Origin of the sequence: Mycobacterium sp. E735, from assembly GCF_001666955.1 — a bacterium.
Lineage (GTDB): Bacteria > Actinomycetota > Actinomycetes > Mycobacteriales > Mycobacteriaceae > Mycobacterium.
Window position 1 is genome coordinate 1 of record NZ_LZIX01000223.1, and the last position, 14,665, is coordinate 14,665.

The following is a 14,665-nucleotide window of genomic DNA, read 5'->3' on the forward strand; positions in this document are numbered from 1 at the left end:
CGCAGCAGGAATAGGTAGCCGCTGACCTGCAGCCCGGTGGTCGGCTGACGCGGCACTGGTCCCCCTACCCTGCGCAGTTGTTGCACACACGCTAAAGCGGGCATAGGTCGGGCCGCTTAATTGATCCACAGGCCAGCGAACTTTCGAACCGTGCTTAGGGTAGGTAAAGTTACGGCGTGTTTTCTCACCGGATAGGTCGCTGCGTGGGGCTGGGGACCTCCGCGCTGGTCACCGCGTCTGGCCTGCTGCTGTCCCCCGCCGCGGCGCCGACAGCCTCCGCTTTCGACTGCCCCGACGTCGAGGTGATCTTCGCCCGCGGCACCAACGAGCCCCCCGGCCTGGGCCGGGTCGGCGACGCCCTGGTGGACTCGCTGCGACAGCAGACCGGGCTGAACATCCTGCCGTACGGGGTGAACTACGCGGCCGGCAAGCTGCAGCTGCACGGCGGCGACGGCGCCAACGACACCATCGACCGCGTCAAGAAGAGCGTCGAGACCTGCCCCAACACCAAGATCGTGCTGGGCGGCTACTCCCAAGGCGCGTCGGTGATGGACATCGTGGCCGGCGTCCCGATCGGCGGCATCAGCTGGGGCAACAAGCTGCCCGAGCAGTACGCCAACAACATCGCGGCCGTCGTCACGTTCGGTGACGTGGCCGACCGCGCCGGCGGCACGCTGCCGACTCAGAGCGCGCTGCTGGGGTCGAAGGCCGCCGACTACTGCAACCCCAACGACCCGATCTGCCACGCCGGTCCCGGTAACGAGTGGAGCGGGCACACGGAGGGCTACGTCCCCGTGTACACCACCCAGGCCGCGGCGTTCGTCGCCCAGAAGCTGGCCGGCTCGAGCTCGTCCAGCCCCGCGTTCGGTCCGCCGCTGGGCCCCGTTCCCGGTGGAACGCCGTCGCCGGTCAACGGGCAGACCCCGCCCGGCTCGCCGCCCTCGATCCACGGCGACACCGGTCCCGCGCCCACGCCGGCGACGCCGACCACGGTGACTCCGCAAGCACCTCTCGTCTGAATCGTTACCGGCCCGCGACCAACGCGCCCCTAACATCGTGGGGTGCGGCTCATTCCACTGACACTGGGCGCCGGGCTGCTCGCGGGCGCCGCGATAGTGGTTGCTCCCCAACTGCTTCCGCAGGCCTTCGCCTCGTGCCCCGGCGTTGAGGTGGTGTTTGCCCGCGGCACCGACGAGCCGCCCGGCGTCGGCAAGGTCGGCGCCGCCTTCGTCGACGCGCTGCGCCAGCAGACTTCCAAAAGCGTTGGCTCCTATGGGGTGAACTACCCGGCCAACAAGGACTTCCTCGCCGCGGCCGACGGCGCCAACGACGCCAGCAACCACATCCAGCAGATGGCCGGTAACTGCCCCAACACCAAGCTGGTGCTCGGCGGATACTCGCAAGGCGCGGCCGTCATCGACATCGTCACGGCCGCACCGCTACCCGGCCTCGGCTTCCGTCAGCCGCTGCCGGCCGCGGCCGCCGACCATGTGGCCGCCGTCGCCCTGTTCGGCAACCCGTCCGCCCGGGCGGGTCAGCTGATGAGCGCCCTCACCCCGGAATTCGACGGCAAGACCATCGACCTGTGCAACCCGGGCGACCCGATCTGCTCGCCCGGAACCCGCTGGGCGTCCCATCTGAGCTATGTGCCCGGATTGACCAACCAGGCCGCGAATTTCGTCGCGAAGAAGGTTTAGCGCGTGCGCAGGTCCCGGGTGATCAGGTTGCGCGCTTCGAGCTGATCGTCGGGCGGATAGTCGACGCTTACCAGCGTCAGACCGTGCGGCGGCGCGGCCGCGAAGTCACTGGATCGGCTTGTGGCGCTGAGCAATTCGCGGCACCAGGACACCGGCCGCCGGTGCTCGCCCACGGCCAGCAGCGCCCCGACCAGCGAGCGCACCATCGACCAGCAGAACGCGTCGGCGGTCACCTGCGCGGTGATCAGGTCGCCGTCGCGTGACCACTGAAGGCGCTGCAGGTCGCGAATGGTGGTGGCGTTGGGCCGGTGCCGGCAGAACCCGGCGAAGTCGTGCAGGCCCACCAGCTCTCGGGAGGCGGCGGCCATCGCGTCGACGTCCAGCGGCCGCGGCCAAGCGGTGACGTAGCGGGCCAGCTGCGGCTGCACCCCGTAGGGCGCGGTCGACAGCCGATACGCATAATGGCGCCGCAGCGCCGAGAACCGGGCGTCGAAACCCCCAGGGGCGCGCCTGATGTCGAGCACCCGCACGTCCGTGGGCAAGAACCGGCCGAGCCGGCGCACCAGCGGCCGGAACTCCGGCTCGCCGACGTGCGGCGAGCGCGGGTAGGCGTTGGGCAGCGCGTCCAGCGGCACGTCGAGGTGGGCCACCTGCCCGGTGGCGTGCACGCCGGTGTCCGTGCGGCCGGCGGCGCGCAGCCGTACCGGGGTGCGGAACAGGGTGGTCAGCGCCTCGTCGAGCACTCCCGCCACGGTGCGCTGGCCGGCCTGAGCCGCCCAGCCCGCGAATTCCGTTCCGTCATAGGCGATGTCGAGCCGCAGACGGACCTGAGAATCCGAGTCGTTAACTCTCGTCAGCCTCGTCGGCCTCTTCGGCCTTCTCGGCCTCGGCCCGCGCCTCGATGGCCTCGTCGTGCTTTTCCTCGGCCTTGGCCTGGGCCTCCGTGGATTCCCCGGTTTCCGAAGGCTCTGAAGCTTCCGAAGTACCGGCCGGCTCGGTCACCTCTTCGGCCGTCGGCCCGACGGCCTCCTCAGGCTCGACCGCCGCCTGAGGCGCCGCCGCTGCCGCCACGGGCGCATCAGCCTTCTTGGGCGTCTTCGCCCGGCGCGCCCGCTCGGCCTCCGACGTCACCGTCTTCTCCAGCACCAGCTGGATCACCGCCATCGGGGCGTTGTCGCCCTTGCGCGGCTCGACCTTGATGATGCGGGTGTAGCCGCCGTTGCGGTCGGCGAAGAACGGCCCGATCTCGTCGAACAGCTTGTGCACCACGTCCTTGTCGCGGATCTTCTTCATCACCTCGCGACGGTTGTGCAGCGTGCCCTTCTTCGCGTGCGTGATCAGCTTCTCGGCGTACGGACGCAGCGCGCGCGCCTTCGGCTCGGTCGTCTTGATCTGGTTGTGCTCGAACAGCGACGTGGCCAGGTTGGCCAGCAGCGCCTTCTGGTGCGAAGACGACCCGCCGAGGCGAGGACCCTTGGTGGGCTTGGGCATTGCACTATCTCCTAAGTGGGGCCGGCCCCCGTATCAGGTAGGGCCGGGACGGACTTCTCTAGTTGTGTCCGGTTCCTCGGCGGCCGCTGCACGGCCGCATCGTCACCGGACGGCCATTACAGCTGTTCGGTTTCCGCGTAGTCCTGGTCGTCGTAGGCGCCCTCGGTGGACCAGGTGCCCGTGGCCACGTCGTAGCCGGCGACCTGCGACGGGTCGAAGCTCGGCGGGCTGTCCTTGAGCGACAGGCCCAGCTGGTGCAGCTTGACCTTCACCTCGTCGATGGACTTCTGGCCGAAGTTGCGGATGTCGAGCAGGTCGGACTCGGTGCGGCTGACCAGCTCGCCGACGGTGTGCACGCCCTCGCGCTTGAGGCAGTTGTAGGACCGCACGGTGAGGTCCAGGTCGTCGATCGGCAGCGCGAACGACGCGATGTGGTCGGCCTCGGCGGGCGACGGCCCGATCTCGATGCCCTCGGCCTCGACGTTGAGTTCGCGTGCCAGGCCGAACAATTCGACCAGGGTCTTACCGGCCGACGCCAGCGCGTCGCGCGGGGTGATCGAGCTCTTGGTCTCGACGTCCAGGATCAGCTTGTCGAAGTCGGTGCGCTGCTCGACACGGGTCGCGTCGACCTTGTAGGTCACCTTGAGCACCGGCGAGTAGATGGAATCGACCGGGATGCGGCCGATTTCGGCCCCGGAGGCCCGGTTCTGCACCGCCGGGACGTAGCCACGGCCACGCTCGACGACGAGCTCGACCTCGAGCTTGCCCTTGTCGTTCAGGGTCGCGATGTGCATGTCGGGGTTGTGCACCGTGACGCCGGCGGGCGGCACGATGTCGCCCGCGGTGACCGCGCCCGGGCCCTGCTTGCGCAGGTACATGGTGACCGGCTCGTCCTCCTCCGAGGACACCACCAGGCCCTTGAGGTTCAGGATGATCGCGGTGACGTCTTCCTTCACCCCGGCGACGGTGGTGAACTCGTGCAGCACGCCGTCGATGCGGATGCTGGTGACGGCCGCGCCGGGAATCGACGACAGCAGCGTGCGCCGCAGCGAATTGCCCAGGGTGTAACCGAATCCGGGCTCCAGGGGCTCGATCACGAACTGCGAGCGGTTGTCGGTGAGGACTTCCTCCGACAGGGTGGGTCGCTGAGAGATCAGCATGGTGTTTCTTCTTCTCCTTCTCGGCACCCGCTATTTGATGCCGTTAGGTTTCCGCACCGGTCGGTGCGGAAGCTCTTACTTCGAGTAGAACTCGACGATCAGCTGCTCGGCGAGCGGCACGTCGATCTGAGCCCGCTCGGGCAGCTGGTGAATCAGGATGCGCTGGCGCTCGCCGACCACCTGCAGCCAGCTCGGGATCGGGCGGTCGCCCGCCGTCTCCCGCGCGATCTGGAACGGCACCGTGTTCAGCGAGCCGTCCCGCACGTCGATGATGTCGTACTGCGACACCCGGTAGCTGGGCACGTTGACGTGCACGCCGTTGACGCTGAAGTGGCCGTGGCTGACCAGCTGGCGGGCCATCCGGCGCGTGCGGGCCAGCCCCGCGCGGTACACGACGTTGTCCAGCCGGCTTTCCAGGATCTTGAGCAGCTCCTCACCCGTCTTGCCGGGCTGCCGGGTGGCCTCTTCGTAGTAGCGGCGGAACTGCTTCTCCATCACGCCGTAGGTGAAGCGGGCCTTCTGCTTCTCCTGCAGCTGCTGCAGGTATTCGCTCTCCTTGATCCGCGCGCGGCCGTGCTGGCCGGGCGGGTAGGGGCGCTTCTCGAACGCCTGGTCGCCACCGACGAGGTCGGTGCGCAGCCGGCGCGACTTGCGGGTGATGGGTCCGGTGTAACGAGCCATGATTGTGTCCTAGACCCTTCTGCGCTTCGGCGGACGGCAGCCGTTGTGGGGCTGGGGGGTGACGTCGGAGATCGCGCCGACCTCGAGGCCCGCGGCCTGCAGCGAACGGATCGCCGTCTCCCGGCCCGAGCCCGGGCCCTTCACGAACACGTCGACCTTGCGCACACCGTGCTCCTGCGCCTTGCGCGCCGCGTTCTCGGCGGCCAGCTGAGCGGCGAACGGGGTCGATTTCCGCGAGCCCTTGAAGCCGACGTGGCCCGACGACGCCCAGGCGATGACGTTGCCCTGGGGGTCGGTGATGCTCACGATCGTGTTGTTGAACGTGCTCTTGATGTGCGCGGCACCGTGCGGGATGTTCTTCTTTTCCCGCTTGCGGGTCTTCTGCCCCTTCTTGGGGGCAGACGCTGCCTTCTTGGCTGGTGGCATGGGCGATTACCTGGCCTTCTTCTTGCCGGCGATGGTGCGCTTCGGGCCCTTGCGGGTGCGCGCATTGGTCTTGGTCCGCTGGCCGCGCACCGGCAGGCCGCGGCGGTGCCGCAGGCCCTGGTAGCAGCCGATCTCGATCTTGCGGCGAATGTCGGCCTGCACCTCGCGGCGCAGGTCACCCTCAACCTTGAGGTTCGCTTCGATGTAGTCACGCAAGTGGGTCAGCTGGTCATCGGTCAGGTCCCTGGTGCGCAGGTCCTTGTCGATCCCAGTAGCTGCCAGGATCTCGTTCGACCGGGTACGGCCGACGCCGAAAATGTAGGTCAGCGCGATCTCCATCCGCTTGTCGCGCGGCAGATCGACGCCTACTAATCGAGCCATAGGTGGCGTTTCCTCTTTTTCTAAGCGGAGGTCTGATCCCAGTCCGTTCCCGTCTTGAGACGGGGCCCGGCCTCCGTCCGGGCGTGGATGAGCGACGTACTCGCTCAGTGGTGCTGGGAGGTCTGCATTCAGTTGTGTTGGGCAGAGCCGGCCTTGATGGCTGCGACCCGCATCGCCCGGCTACGCCGCGCTTGCGATCGCCGCCGGATCAGCCCTGGCGCTGCTTGTGGCGCGGATCGGAGCAGATCACCATGACCCGCCCATGCCGACGGATCACCCTGCACTTGTCACAGATTGGCTTGACGCTCGGGTTCACCTTCACGGCTGTTCGATCCTGTTCTTTCTCGTTGTCTTATTCGGGCTTACTTGTACCGGTACACGATGCGGCCCCGGGACAGGTCGTAGGGAGACAGCTCCACCACCACCCGGTCCTCGGGCAGGATGCGGATGTAGTGCTGCCGCATCTTGCCGCTGATGTGGGCGAGCACTTTGTGACCGTTCTCCAGCTCAATGCGGAACATCGCATTGGGCAGGGGCTCGACCACGCGGCCCTCGACCTCTATGGCACCGTCCTTCTTGGCCATAACTTTTCAGCAATCCTCGTCTTTGGTTTCGTATCCTGTGTGCGCCCTTACCGGCGCAGCATTCGCCCGACTAGAAACGTGAGCCGGTTACAGGAAATTCCTCAGACAGGGCACGCAAAAAGTCGGCGCGGATGACGCACCGTTGTCCCACGATACCCGGTCAGGCCCCTTCACCCAAAATCGCCGGCAGCGAAATCCGCCCGGCCTCCTCGACCTGCCGCGAGGGCCCTGACGAGGGCATACTTAACTCCGATGACGAGCCCCGCGAGTCCCGCCGAACCCTCCGCCCAGCCTCGCAAGCCGGTGTTGCTGACCGTCGATGACGATCCCTCCGTCTCGCGCGCGGTCGCCCGTGACCTTCGCCGCCAATACGGCGACCGGCACCGGGTCGTGCGCGCCGAGTCCGGTCCCGACGCCTTGGAGACGCTCAAGGAGCTCAAGCTGCGCGGCGAGACCGTGGCGGTGCTCATCGCCGACTACCGGATGCCGCAGATGAGCGGCATCGAGTTCCTCGAGCAGGCGATGGACCTGTACCCCGCCGCGCGCCGCGTGCTGCTGACCGCGTACGCCGACACCCACGCCGCCATCGACGCGATCAACGTCGTCGACCTGGACCACTACCTGCTCAAGCCGTGGGACCCGCCGCAGGAGAAGTTCTACCCGGTGATCGACGGCCTGCTGGATGCCTGGCGGTCGGCCCCCGAACACCCGATCCCGCACACCAAGGTGATCGGGCACCGCTGGTCGGAGCGGTCCTGGCAGGTGCGCGACTTCCTGGCCCGCAACGGGCTGCACTACTCGTGGTTCATGGCCGACGATCCCGACGGCGAGCGGCTGCTCAAGGCCGCCGGCGAGGACGGCCTGCGGCTGCCCGTCGTCGTCACCGAACGCGGCGACACCCTGGTCGAACCCACCGACGCCCAGCTGGCCGACACCCTGGGCCTGACCACCACGCCGTCGCAAGAGTTCTACGACCTGATCGTCATCGGCGGCGGGCCCGCGGGCCTGGCCGCCGCCGTCTACGGCGCCTCGGAGGGGCTGCGCACGGTGCTGATCGAGCGCACCGCGACGGGCGGCCAGGCGGGCCAGAGTTCACGCATCGAGAACTACCTCGGCTTCCCCGACGGCGTGTCGGGCGGCCAGTTGGCGGAGCGCGCCCGTCGGCAGGCCGAGAAGTTCGGGGCCGAGCTGATCACCGCGCGCTCCGCCACGGCGCTGGAGGTCAACGGTCCCAAGCGCACCGTGCGGTTCGCCGACGGCGGCTCGATCGACGCGCACGCGGTCATCCTGGCCACCGGCGTCACCTACCGCGAGCACCAGGCCGAGGGCTGCGGCGAGCTGACCGGCAAGGGCGTCTACTACGGGGCGGCCGTCTCGATCGCCTCGGAGTGCGCGGGCGAGGAGGTCTACGTCGTCGGTGGGGCCAACTCCGCCGGCCAGGCCGCGATGTACCTGTCCCGCGAGGCGAAGTCGGTGACCATCGTGGTGCGCGGCCCGTCGCTGGACGCGTCGATGTCCTACTACCTCATTCAGCAGATCCAGCGGCGGCCCAACATCACCGTCCGCACCTGCACCGAGGTGCGGCGCGCCGTCGGCGAGGACCACCTGGAGCGGCTGACCCTGGTCGACAACCAGACCGGGGAGACCGAGGACGTCACCTGCGCCCGGATGTTCATCTTCATCGGCGCCGCGCCGCGCACCGAATGGCTGGACGGGGTGCTCGCCCGCGACGACCACGGCTTCGTCCTCACCGGCCCGGACCTGCGCAACGTGTGCGGGTGGACGCTCGACCGCCCGCCGCATCACCTGGAGACCAGCGTGCCGGGCGTATTCGCCACCGGCGACGTGCGGGCCGAGTCCGCCAAGCGCGTCGCGGCCGCGGTCGGCGAGGGATCGATGGCCGTCATGCTGGTGCACCGCTACCTGGCCGAGTCATGACGGCCAAGACACCCTGCCAGCCCGACGAGCTGCGCAGCCTGTTCCTGTTCGAGGCGCTCACCGACGAACAGCTAGCGGTGCTGTGCGCAGCTGGGCACATCGAGAACTACGAACCGGGCCCCATCTGCGTCGAAGGCGAGCCGGCGACCTGCTTCTACGTCCTCATCCAGGGCGAGTTGACGATGTCCAAGCTCTCAGGCGGCCAGGACATCGAAACCAACCGCACCTCGCAGCGCGGCGTCTACTGCGGCGCCTGGCGGGCGTTCACCGGCGGCAAGCAGAAGAGCTACGACGCCTCGGTGCACGTGACCAAGCCGTCGCGGTTCTTCGTGATGGACGCACCCGTGTTCGCCCAGTTCATGAAGGACCAGTTCCCGATGGCCGTCCACCTGCTCGACGGCATCGCCGTCGGCACCGACCGGACCCGGCGGATCATCGACAACCGGGAGAAGCTGCTCGCGCTGGGCCGGCTGTCGGCCGGGCTGACCCACCAGCTGAACAACCCCGCGGCGGCCATCGCCCGCGCGGCCGCCGATCTGCGCGGCCGGGTCGCCGGCATGCGGGGCAAGCTGGCCATGCTCGCCGACGGCACCGTCAGCCCCGAGGCACTCAGCGCCCTGGTCCACCTCCAGCAAGGGGTGGCCGAGCAGGTCGCCAAGTCGGCGACGGAACACCTGAGCGCGATGGAAACCGCCGACCGCGAGGACGCCGTCGGCGACTGGCTGGAAGAGCACGGCGTCGAGGGCGGCTGGGACATCGCGCCGACGTTCGTCGAGGGCGGCATCGACACCGACTGGCTGGAGCGGATTTCCACGGTCAGCGAAGAACTCGCGTCGACATCGCTGGAGGAGGCGATCCGGTGGATCAACTACACCATCGAGAGCGAGCTGCTGATGAACCAGATTTTGGAAGCGAGCAAACGGATTTCGGCGTTGGTCGCCGACGCCAAGCAGTATTCGCAGCTGGACCGCGCCCCGTTCCAGGTGGCCAACATCCACGAATTGCTGCGCTCCACACTGGTGATGTTCGCCGACCGGTTGACCAAGGACGGAAGCAGGGGCACCAAAGCGATCACCCTGGTGAAGGATTTCGACCAGTCGCTTCCCGAAATTCCCTGCTACCCAGGTGATCTCAACCAGGTGTGGACCAACATCATCGACAACGCCATCGCCGCGATGCGCGACACGGGCGGCACGCTGACCGTCCGCACCTGCCGGGAGGGCGAGAACATGGTTCGCGTCGAGATCTGCGACACCGGGCCCGGGGTGCCCGAGGAAGCCCGCGAGCACATCTTCGAGCCGTTCTTCACCACCAAGCCGTTCGGCGAGGGCACCGGCCTCGGGCTGGACCTGGCGTTCAACATCGTCGTCAAGAAGCATCGCGGGGACCTGCGCGTCGAATCGGTGCCCGGCGACACCCGGTTCATCGTGCTGCTACCGCTGGAAGTCCCGCCGGTCGCGGACCCGGAGCCGGTCGAATCGGTGGAATAGGGCCGCCGCCGCGCCGGTTGGGAACAACCATGACCGATGCAGCGAGCAAGCCCAACCTCGGCCGGTTCGGATCGTTCGGACGCGGCGTCACGCCTGAACAAGCCAAAGACATCGAAGCCCTGGGCTACGGGGCCGTCTGGGTGGGCGGCTCTCCCCCCGCCGAGCTGGCCTGGGTGGAGCCCATCCTCGAAGCGACGACCACCCTGCAGGTGGCCACCGGCATCGTCAACATCTGGACGGCCGCGGCGAAGCCGGTGGCCGAGTCGTTCCACCGCATCGACAAGGCCTACCCCGGCCGCTTCCTGTTGGGCATCGGCGTCGGCCATCCCGAGGCGCACGCGGAGTACCGCAAGCCCTACGACGCGCTGGCCGAGTACCTGCAACAACTCGACGACTACGGCGTGCCCGCCCACCGCCGCGTGGTGGCCGCGCTCGGACCCCGGGTACTCAAGCTGTCCGCGGAGCGCGCCGCCGGGGCGCACCCGTACCTCACCACCCCCGAACACACCGCGCAGGCGCGCGAGCTGATCGGCCCGTCGGCGTTCCTGGCGCCCGAACACAAAGCCGTGCTGACCACCGACGTCGAGAAGGCCCGCGCGGTGGGCCGCAGGGCGCTCGACATCTATTTCCAACTGGCCAACTACCGCAACAACTGGAAACGGCTCGGTTTCACCGACGAGGAAGTCACCAAGCCGGGCAGCGACCGCCTGATCGACTCGTTGGTCGCCTACGGCACGCCGGAGGCGATCGCGGCCCGATTGAAAGAGCACCTCGACGCGGGTGCCGACCACGTGCCGGTGCAGGTCCTGACGAAGGATGAAAACCTGGTGCCGGCGTTGGCCGAATTGGCGGGGCCGCTCGGACTGAGCTGACAGACGCGGGAGGGGACGTAGATGACCGAGGCAGTAGCACTCAAACCCGACCTGGGCCGGTTCGGCGTCTGGCTGCCCAACCGATCCATCACCGGGGAACTTGCGGCGCGGATCGAGTCACTCGGCTACGGCGCCGCCTGGATCGGTGGTTCGCCGGACGCCGAGCTGTCGTGGGTGGAACCGGCCCTGGCGCAGACCTCCTCGCTGCAGCTGGCCACCGGGATCATCAACATCTGGACGGCGCAGGCCGCGGCCGTCGCCCGGTCCTTCCAGCGCATCGAAACGGCTTATCCCGGAAGGTTTTTGCTCGGGGTCGGCGTCGGGCATCCCGAGCACACCCAGGAGTACGTCAAGCCGTACGACGCGCTGGCCTCCTACCTCGACGAGCTCGACGCCGCGATGGTGCCCACCAGCCGCCGCGTGCTCGCCGCGCTCGGGCCGCGCGTGCTGCGGCTGGCGGCCCAGCGCAGCGCCGGCGCGCACCCGTATCTGACCACGCCGGAACACACGGCCAAGGCCCGCGAACTGGTCGGCAAGTCCGTGTTCCTCGCGCCCGAACACAAGGTGGTGCTGACCACCCCGGACCAAGAAGGGGCGGAGGCAGCCCGCGCCATCGGGCGCAGGTATGCCGACTTCTACCTGGACCTGAGTAACTACGTGAACAACTGGCTGCGGCTCGGGTTCACCGAAGCCGACGTCCGCAAGCCGGGCAGCGACCGGCTGATCGACGCGGTGGTCGCGTATGGCACGCCGGAGGCCATCGCGCAGCGACTCCGCGAACACTGCGACGCCGGAGCCGACCACGTGGCCATCCAGGTGCTGGACAGCCAGGACGACGACGCGCTCGTTTCGGCGCTCAGCGAACTGGCCGGGCCGCTGGGGCTGACTGCCGCAAGCTGACCCGTCCGCTCGGTTAGGGTTTGACCATGCGGTTACTGGTCACCGGCGGCGCGGGGTTCATCGGCGCGAACTTCGTGCACAGCACCGTCCGCGAACACCCCGAGGACTCGGTGACGGTGCTCGACGCCCTGACCTACGCCGGGCGGCGGGAGTCGCTGGCCGACGTCGAGGACGCCATTCGGCTGGTCGTCGGGGACATCTGCGACACCGAGCTGGTCTCCGGGCTGGTCGCCGAGTCCGACGCGGTCGTGCACTTCGCCGCGGAAAGCCACGTGGACAACGCGCTGGACGACCCGGGCCCGTTCCTGCACACGAACGTGGTCGGCACGTTCACCATCCTGGAAGCCGTCCGGCGCCACGGCGTGCGGTTGCACCACATTTCGACCGACGAGGTCTACGGCGACCTCGAGCTCGACGACCCCAACCGGTTCACCGAATCGACGCCCTACAACCCGTCGAGCCCGTACTCGGCTACCAAGGCCGGAGCCGACATGCTGGTCCGGGCGTGGGTTCGCTCCTACGGCGTGCGCGCGACGATCTCGAACTGCTCCAACAACTACGGCCCGTATCAGCATGTCGAGAAGTTCATCCCGCGCCAGATCACCAACGTGCTCACCGGCCGGCGGCCCAAGCTGTACGGCAGCGGCGCCAACGTCCGCGACTGGATCCACGTCGACGACCACAACAGCGCCGTGCGGCGCATCCTGGAAAAGGGCGAAATCGGCCGCACCTACCTGATCAGCTCGGAGGGCGAACGCGACAACCTCAGCGTGCTGCGCACGCTGCTGAAGATGATGGGCCGCGAACCCGACGACTTCGACCACGTGACCGACCGCGTCGGCCACGACTTGCGCTACGCCATCGACCCGTCGATGCTCTACGACGAATTGTGCTGGGCGCCAAAGCATACCGACTTCGAGGAGGGCTTGAGCGCCACCATCGACTGGTATCGTGCGAACGAATCGTGGTGGCGCCCTCTGAAGGACGCCGCGGAAGCCCGTTATGAAGGACGTGGTCAATAAGATGAAGGTTCGCGAACTCGACATCCCCGGCACCTGGGAGATCACCCCCGCCCTTCATGGCGACTCCCGGGGCCTGCTCTTCGAGTGGCTCACCGACCACGACTTCACCGGCTTCGCCGGTCACCGCCTGGACGTCCGGCAGGCCAACTGTTCGGTGTCGTCCGCCGGCGTGCTACGTGGCCTGCACTTCGCCCAGGTTCCCCCGAGCCAGGCCAAATACGTGACCTGCGTGTCCGGCTCGGTGTTCGATGTGGTGGTCGACATCCGGGTGGGCTCACCCACATTCGGCCAGTGGGATTCGGTTCTGCTCGACGACCTGAATCACAAGACGATTTACATTTCGGAGGGCTTGGCGCACGGCTTCCTTGCGCTCCAAGACAATTCGACGGTGATGTACCTGTGCTCGGCCGAATACAACCCGCAGCGCGAACACACCATCTGCCCCACGGATCCGGCGTTGGCGATCGACTGGCCGCTGGTCAACGGCGCCGCCCCCAACCTGTCCGACCGCGACGCGGCTGCCCCGAGCTTCGAAGAGGTCCGCGCCTCGGGCCTGCTGCCCTCCTGGGAGGAGACGCAGCGGTTCATCAACGCCAAGCGCGACGGGTAACGGGGGCGGTCGCGGGGCGACCCGGCCACCAAGACCGGGGATGAATTTTGTGGCGCGCGTGCGGATCGCGTTTGCACACCTGACGCCGAGCGCCGTTATGGCTTACCGGATATGGGGCAGTGGCGGTTTTGCCACCGAGAAATCCCTCAGGTAGCGTGAATTCGCCCGCTTTGGCGATCTGTGACGATATGACGACACCGCAGCGCCCTATGCGGACGACTGGGGAGGCGGATGAAACTCGGGCAGGTATTCGATCCGCGCAATAACGCACTCAATGCGTGGCGCTTGGCGCTGGCCGCCGAAGTGATCTTCTGGCACACGTTGTCCGTAAGGAATCACCTCCCGTCGTCCCGGGCGGTGTTGCAACTGCTCCTTTGCATAGGGGTGGATGGGTTCTTCGGCATTTCCGGATTCCTGATCACCGCGAGTTGGCTGAGCAACCCGAAGCTACGCGAATATCTCGCCGCTCGGGCTCTTCGCATCCTGCCCGGCTTTTACGTTTGCCTGCTGGTGACCGCCTTCGTGATTGCTCCTATCAGCGTGGCGATTCAAGGCGGGTCGCCCGCCAAACTCATATCGTCGGGCGCGCCGCTGGAATACGTTCTGAAGAACAGCGCCGTGGCGCTGGTCAAATTCGATGTCGGTGGCACACCGCGCGACATTCCCAACGCGGGGATGTGGAACGGTTCGCTGTGGTCCCTCATTTGGGAAATCATGTGCTACCTAGTCGTCGCGGGTATCGGGGTAGTCGGCCTTGCGAAGTACCGGTGGGTATCCCTGGCAATCCTCTTGCCGGCGACGGTCGGGGCCGCAATGCTGCCGCCGTTGAGATTTCCCGACGTACTTCATCAACATGAGGGCGGCGGCGACGTCCGCACCGCCCTGCTCTTCTTGATTTGCCGGTCCGCAATCATGTTCGCGGCCGGGGCGTTCCTTTACCAGTGGCGCGACGTGATTCCCGCGCGATGGTGGCTCGTCGGGGTGAGCGTCGCCATCGTCATAGCGGCCGGTTCGCTACCCGACTACCGGGTCGTCGCCGCCGTCCCGCTGGCCTATGCCGTCATCGTCTCCGGCTCCCTGATCCACAACGAGCGCTTGAGGCTGCGTACGGATCTGTCTTACGGGACTTATATCTACGCCTACCCGGTTCAGCAGTTGCTCACCGTCATGGGACTTCTCCGTTTGGCCCCGCTCCTCTTCACCCTCGTCGTGGCAGCGGCGACGTTGCCCCTGGCCGTGGCGAGCTGGTTTCTCATCGAAAGGCCCGCCAGGTCTCTCAAATACCGTCTGAAGCGGAAGTCGGTGACCCCGGTCCCCGACGGAGCGGGCGACGACCGGCGCACCCGAGAGGCACCGGATACCGCCTAGCCGTGGGTGCGAGCAGTCCGGGAGATACGGGCTTCACAGAAGTTC

At 67.6% G+C, this 14,665-nt stretch carries 16 protein-coding genes and 2 pseudogenes; 10 read left to right on the forward strand and 8 right to left on the reverse strand.

The features are described 5' to 3' along the window. The first annotated feature begins 176 nt into the window (after window positions 1-176). Together A5704_RS17800 and A5704_RS17805 are read left to right on the forward strand one after the other, a co-directional pair. Complete coding sequence (locus tag A5704_RS17800) at window positions 177-1,019, forward strand: cutinase family protein (RefSeq protein WP_067890214.1); 843 nt, start codon at window positions 177-179, stop codon at window positions 1,017-1,019. Between the two features lie 57 nt (window positions 1,020-1,076). Then, window positions 1,077-1,697, forward strand: coding sequence for a cutinase family protein (locus A5704_RS17805; protein WP_067890227.1), 621 nt, complete (start codon window positions 1,077-1,079; stop codon window positions 1,695-1,697). Here A5704_RS17805 and truA read toward each other — a convergent pair. The 8 genes from truA to infA all read right to left on the reverse strand — a co-directional run bounded on the left by truA (window position 1,694) and on the right by infA (window position 6,420). After that, complete coding sequence (truA, locus tag A5704_RS17810; RefSeq protein ID WP_082954899.1) at window positions 1,694-2,554, reverse strand: tRNA pseudouridine(38-40) synthase TruA; 861 nt, start codon at window positions 2,552-2,554, stop codon at window positions 1,694-1,696. The two genes, A5704_RS17805 and truA, sit on opposite strands and share 4 nt — an antisense overlap. Next, window positions 2,541-3,188: a 50S ribosomal protein L17 gene (rplQ, locus tag A5704_RS17815; RefSeq protein WP_067754429.1), complete on the reverse strand. Its 648-nt coding sequence runs from the start codon at window positions 3,186-3,188 to the stop codon at window positions 2,541-2,543. Before rplQ ends, truA begins: the two co-directional genes overlap by 14 nt. 116 nt (window positions 3,189-3,304) lie before the next feature. Then, window positions 3,305-4,348, reverse strand: coding sequence for a DNA-directed RNA polymerase subunit alpha (locus A5704_RS17820; protein ID WP_055403402.1), 1,044 nt, complete (start codon window positions 4,346-4,348; stop codon window positions 3,305-3,307). A 75-nt stretch (window positions 4,349-4,423) separates the two neighbouring features. Next, window positions 4,424-5,029, reverse strand: a complete 606-nt coding sequence (rpsD, locus tag A5704_RS17825) for a 30S ribosomal protein S4 (protein WP_067273257.1) — start codon at window positions 5,027-5,029, stop codon at window positions 4,424-4,426. A gap of 9 nt (window positions 5,030-5,038) precedes the next feature. Then, window positions 5,039-5,455 (reverse strand): 30S ribosomal protein S11, encoded by a 417-nt coding sequence (rpsK, locus tag A5704_RS17830; RefSeq protein WP_046182344.1) that lies wholly within the window; start codon window positions 5,453-5,455, stop codon window positions 5,039-5,041. A gap of 6 nt (window positions 5,456-5,461) precedes the next feature. After that, window positions 5,462-5,836: a 30S ribosomal protein S13 gene (gene rpsM / locus A5704_RS17835; protein WP_007167900.1), complete on the reverse strand. Its 375-nt coding sequence runs from the start codon at window positions 5,834-5,836 to the stop codon at window positions 5,462-5,464. A 208-nt stretch (window positions 5,837-6,044) separates the two neighbouring features. Further along, window positions 6,045-6,158: a 50S ribosomal protein L36 gene (rpmJ, locus tag A5704_RS27815; RefSeq protein WP_003879483.1), complete on the reverse strand. Its 114-nt coding sequence runs from the start codon at window positions 6,156-6,158 to the stop codon at window positions 6,045-6,047. 40 nt (window positions 6,159-6,198) lie between these two features. Continuing rightward, window positions 6,199-6,420 (reverse strand): translation initiation factor IF-1, encoded by a 222-nt coding sequence (gene infA, locus A5704_RS17840; protein WP_003418601.1) that lies wholly within the window; start codon window positions 6,418-6,420, stop codon window positions 6,199-6,201. A 252-nt stretch (window positions 6,421-6,672) separates the two neighbouring features. On the opposite strand from infA, the gene A5704_RS17845 reads away from it, so the two are divergent. From A5704_RS17845 to A5704_RS17875, 8 genes and pseudogenes are all read left to right on the forward strand, one after another. Continuing rightward, window positions 6,673-8,358 (forward strand): FAD-dependent oxidoreductase, encoded by a 1,686-nt coding sequence (locus A5704_RS17845; protein WP_067754425.1) that lies wholly within the window; start codon window positions 6,673-6,675, stop codon window positions 8,356-8,358. Continuing rightward, window positions 8,355-8,714: pseudogene (locus tag A5704_RS29820) on the forward strand (cyclic nucleotide-binding domain-containing protein); the annotation flags it as partial. The gene A5704_RS17845 and the pseudogene A5704_RS29820, both read left to right, overlap by 4 nt. 783 nt (window positions 8,715-9,497) lie before the next feature. Beyond that, a pseudogene (locus A5704_RS29825) lies at window positions 9,498-9,848 on the forward strand (sensor histidine kinase); the annotation flags it as partial. Window positions 9,849-9,877: 29 nt separating this feature from the next. Then, window positions 9,878-10,720 carry an LLM class F420-dependent oxidoreductase gene (locus A5704_RS17855; RefSeq protein WP_067785589.1) on the forward strand — a complete coding sequence of 281 codons (843 nt, stop codon included), beginning with the start codon at window positions 9,878-9,880 and terminating at the stop codon, window positions 10,718-10,720. A 21-nt stretch (window positions 10,721-10,741) separates the two neighbouring features. Then, window positions 10,742-11,620 (forward strand): LLM class F420-dependent oxidoreductase, encoded by an 879-nt coding sequence (locus A5704_RS17860; RefSeq protein WP_067890217.1) that lies wholly within the window; start codon window positions 10,742-10,744, stop codon window positions 11,618-11,620. A 26-nt stretch (window positions 11,621-11,646) separates the two neighbouring features. Next, window positions 11,647-12,642, forward strand: coding sequence for a dTDP-glucose 4,6-dehydratase (gene rfbB / locus A5704_RS17865; protein ID WP_067754409.1), 996 nt, complete (start codon window positions 11,647-11,649; stop codon window positions 12,640-12,642). Between the two features lies 1 nt (window position 12,643). Then, entirely contained in the window at window positions 12,644-13,252 is a 609-nt protein-coding gene (gene rfbC / locus A5704_RS17870; RefSeq protein WP_067754406.1) for a dTDP-4-dehydrorhamnose 3,5-epimerase, read from the forward strand. Between the two features lie 231 nt (window positions 13,253-13,483). Further along, a complete protein-coding gene (locus A5704_RS17875) occupies window positions 13,484-14,620 on the forward strand; it encodes an acyltransferase (RefSeq protein WP_067785583.1) in 1,137 nt (378 codons plus the stop codon). The last annotated feature ends 45 nt before the right edge of the window (window positions 14,621-14,665 follow it).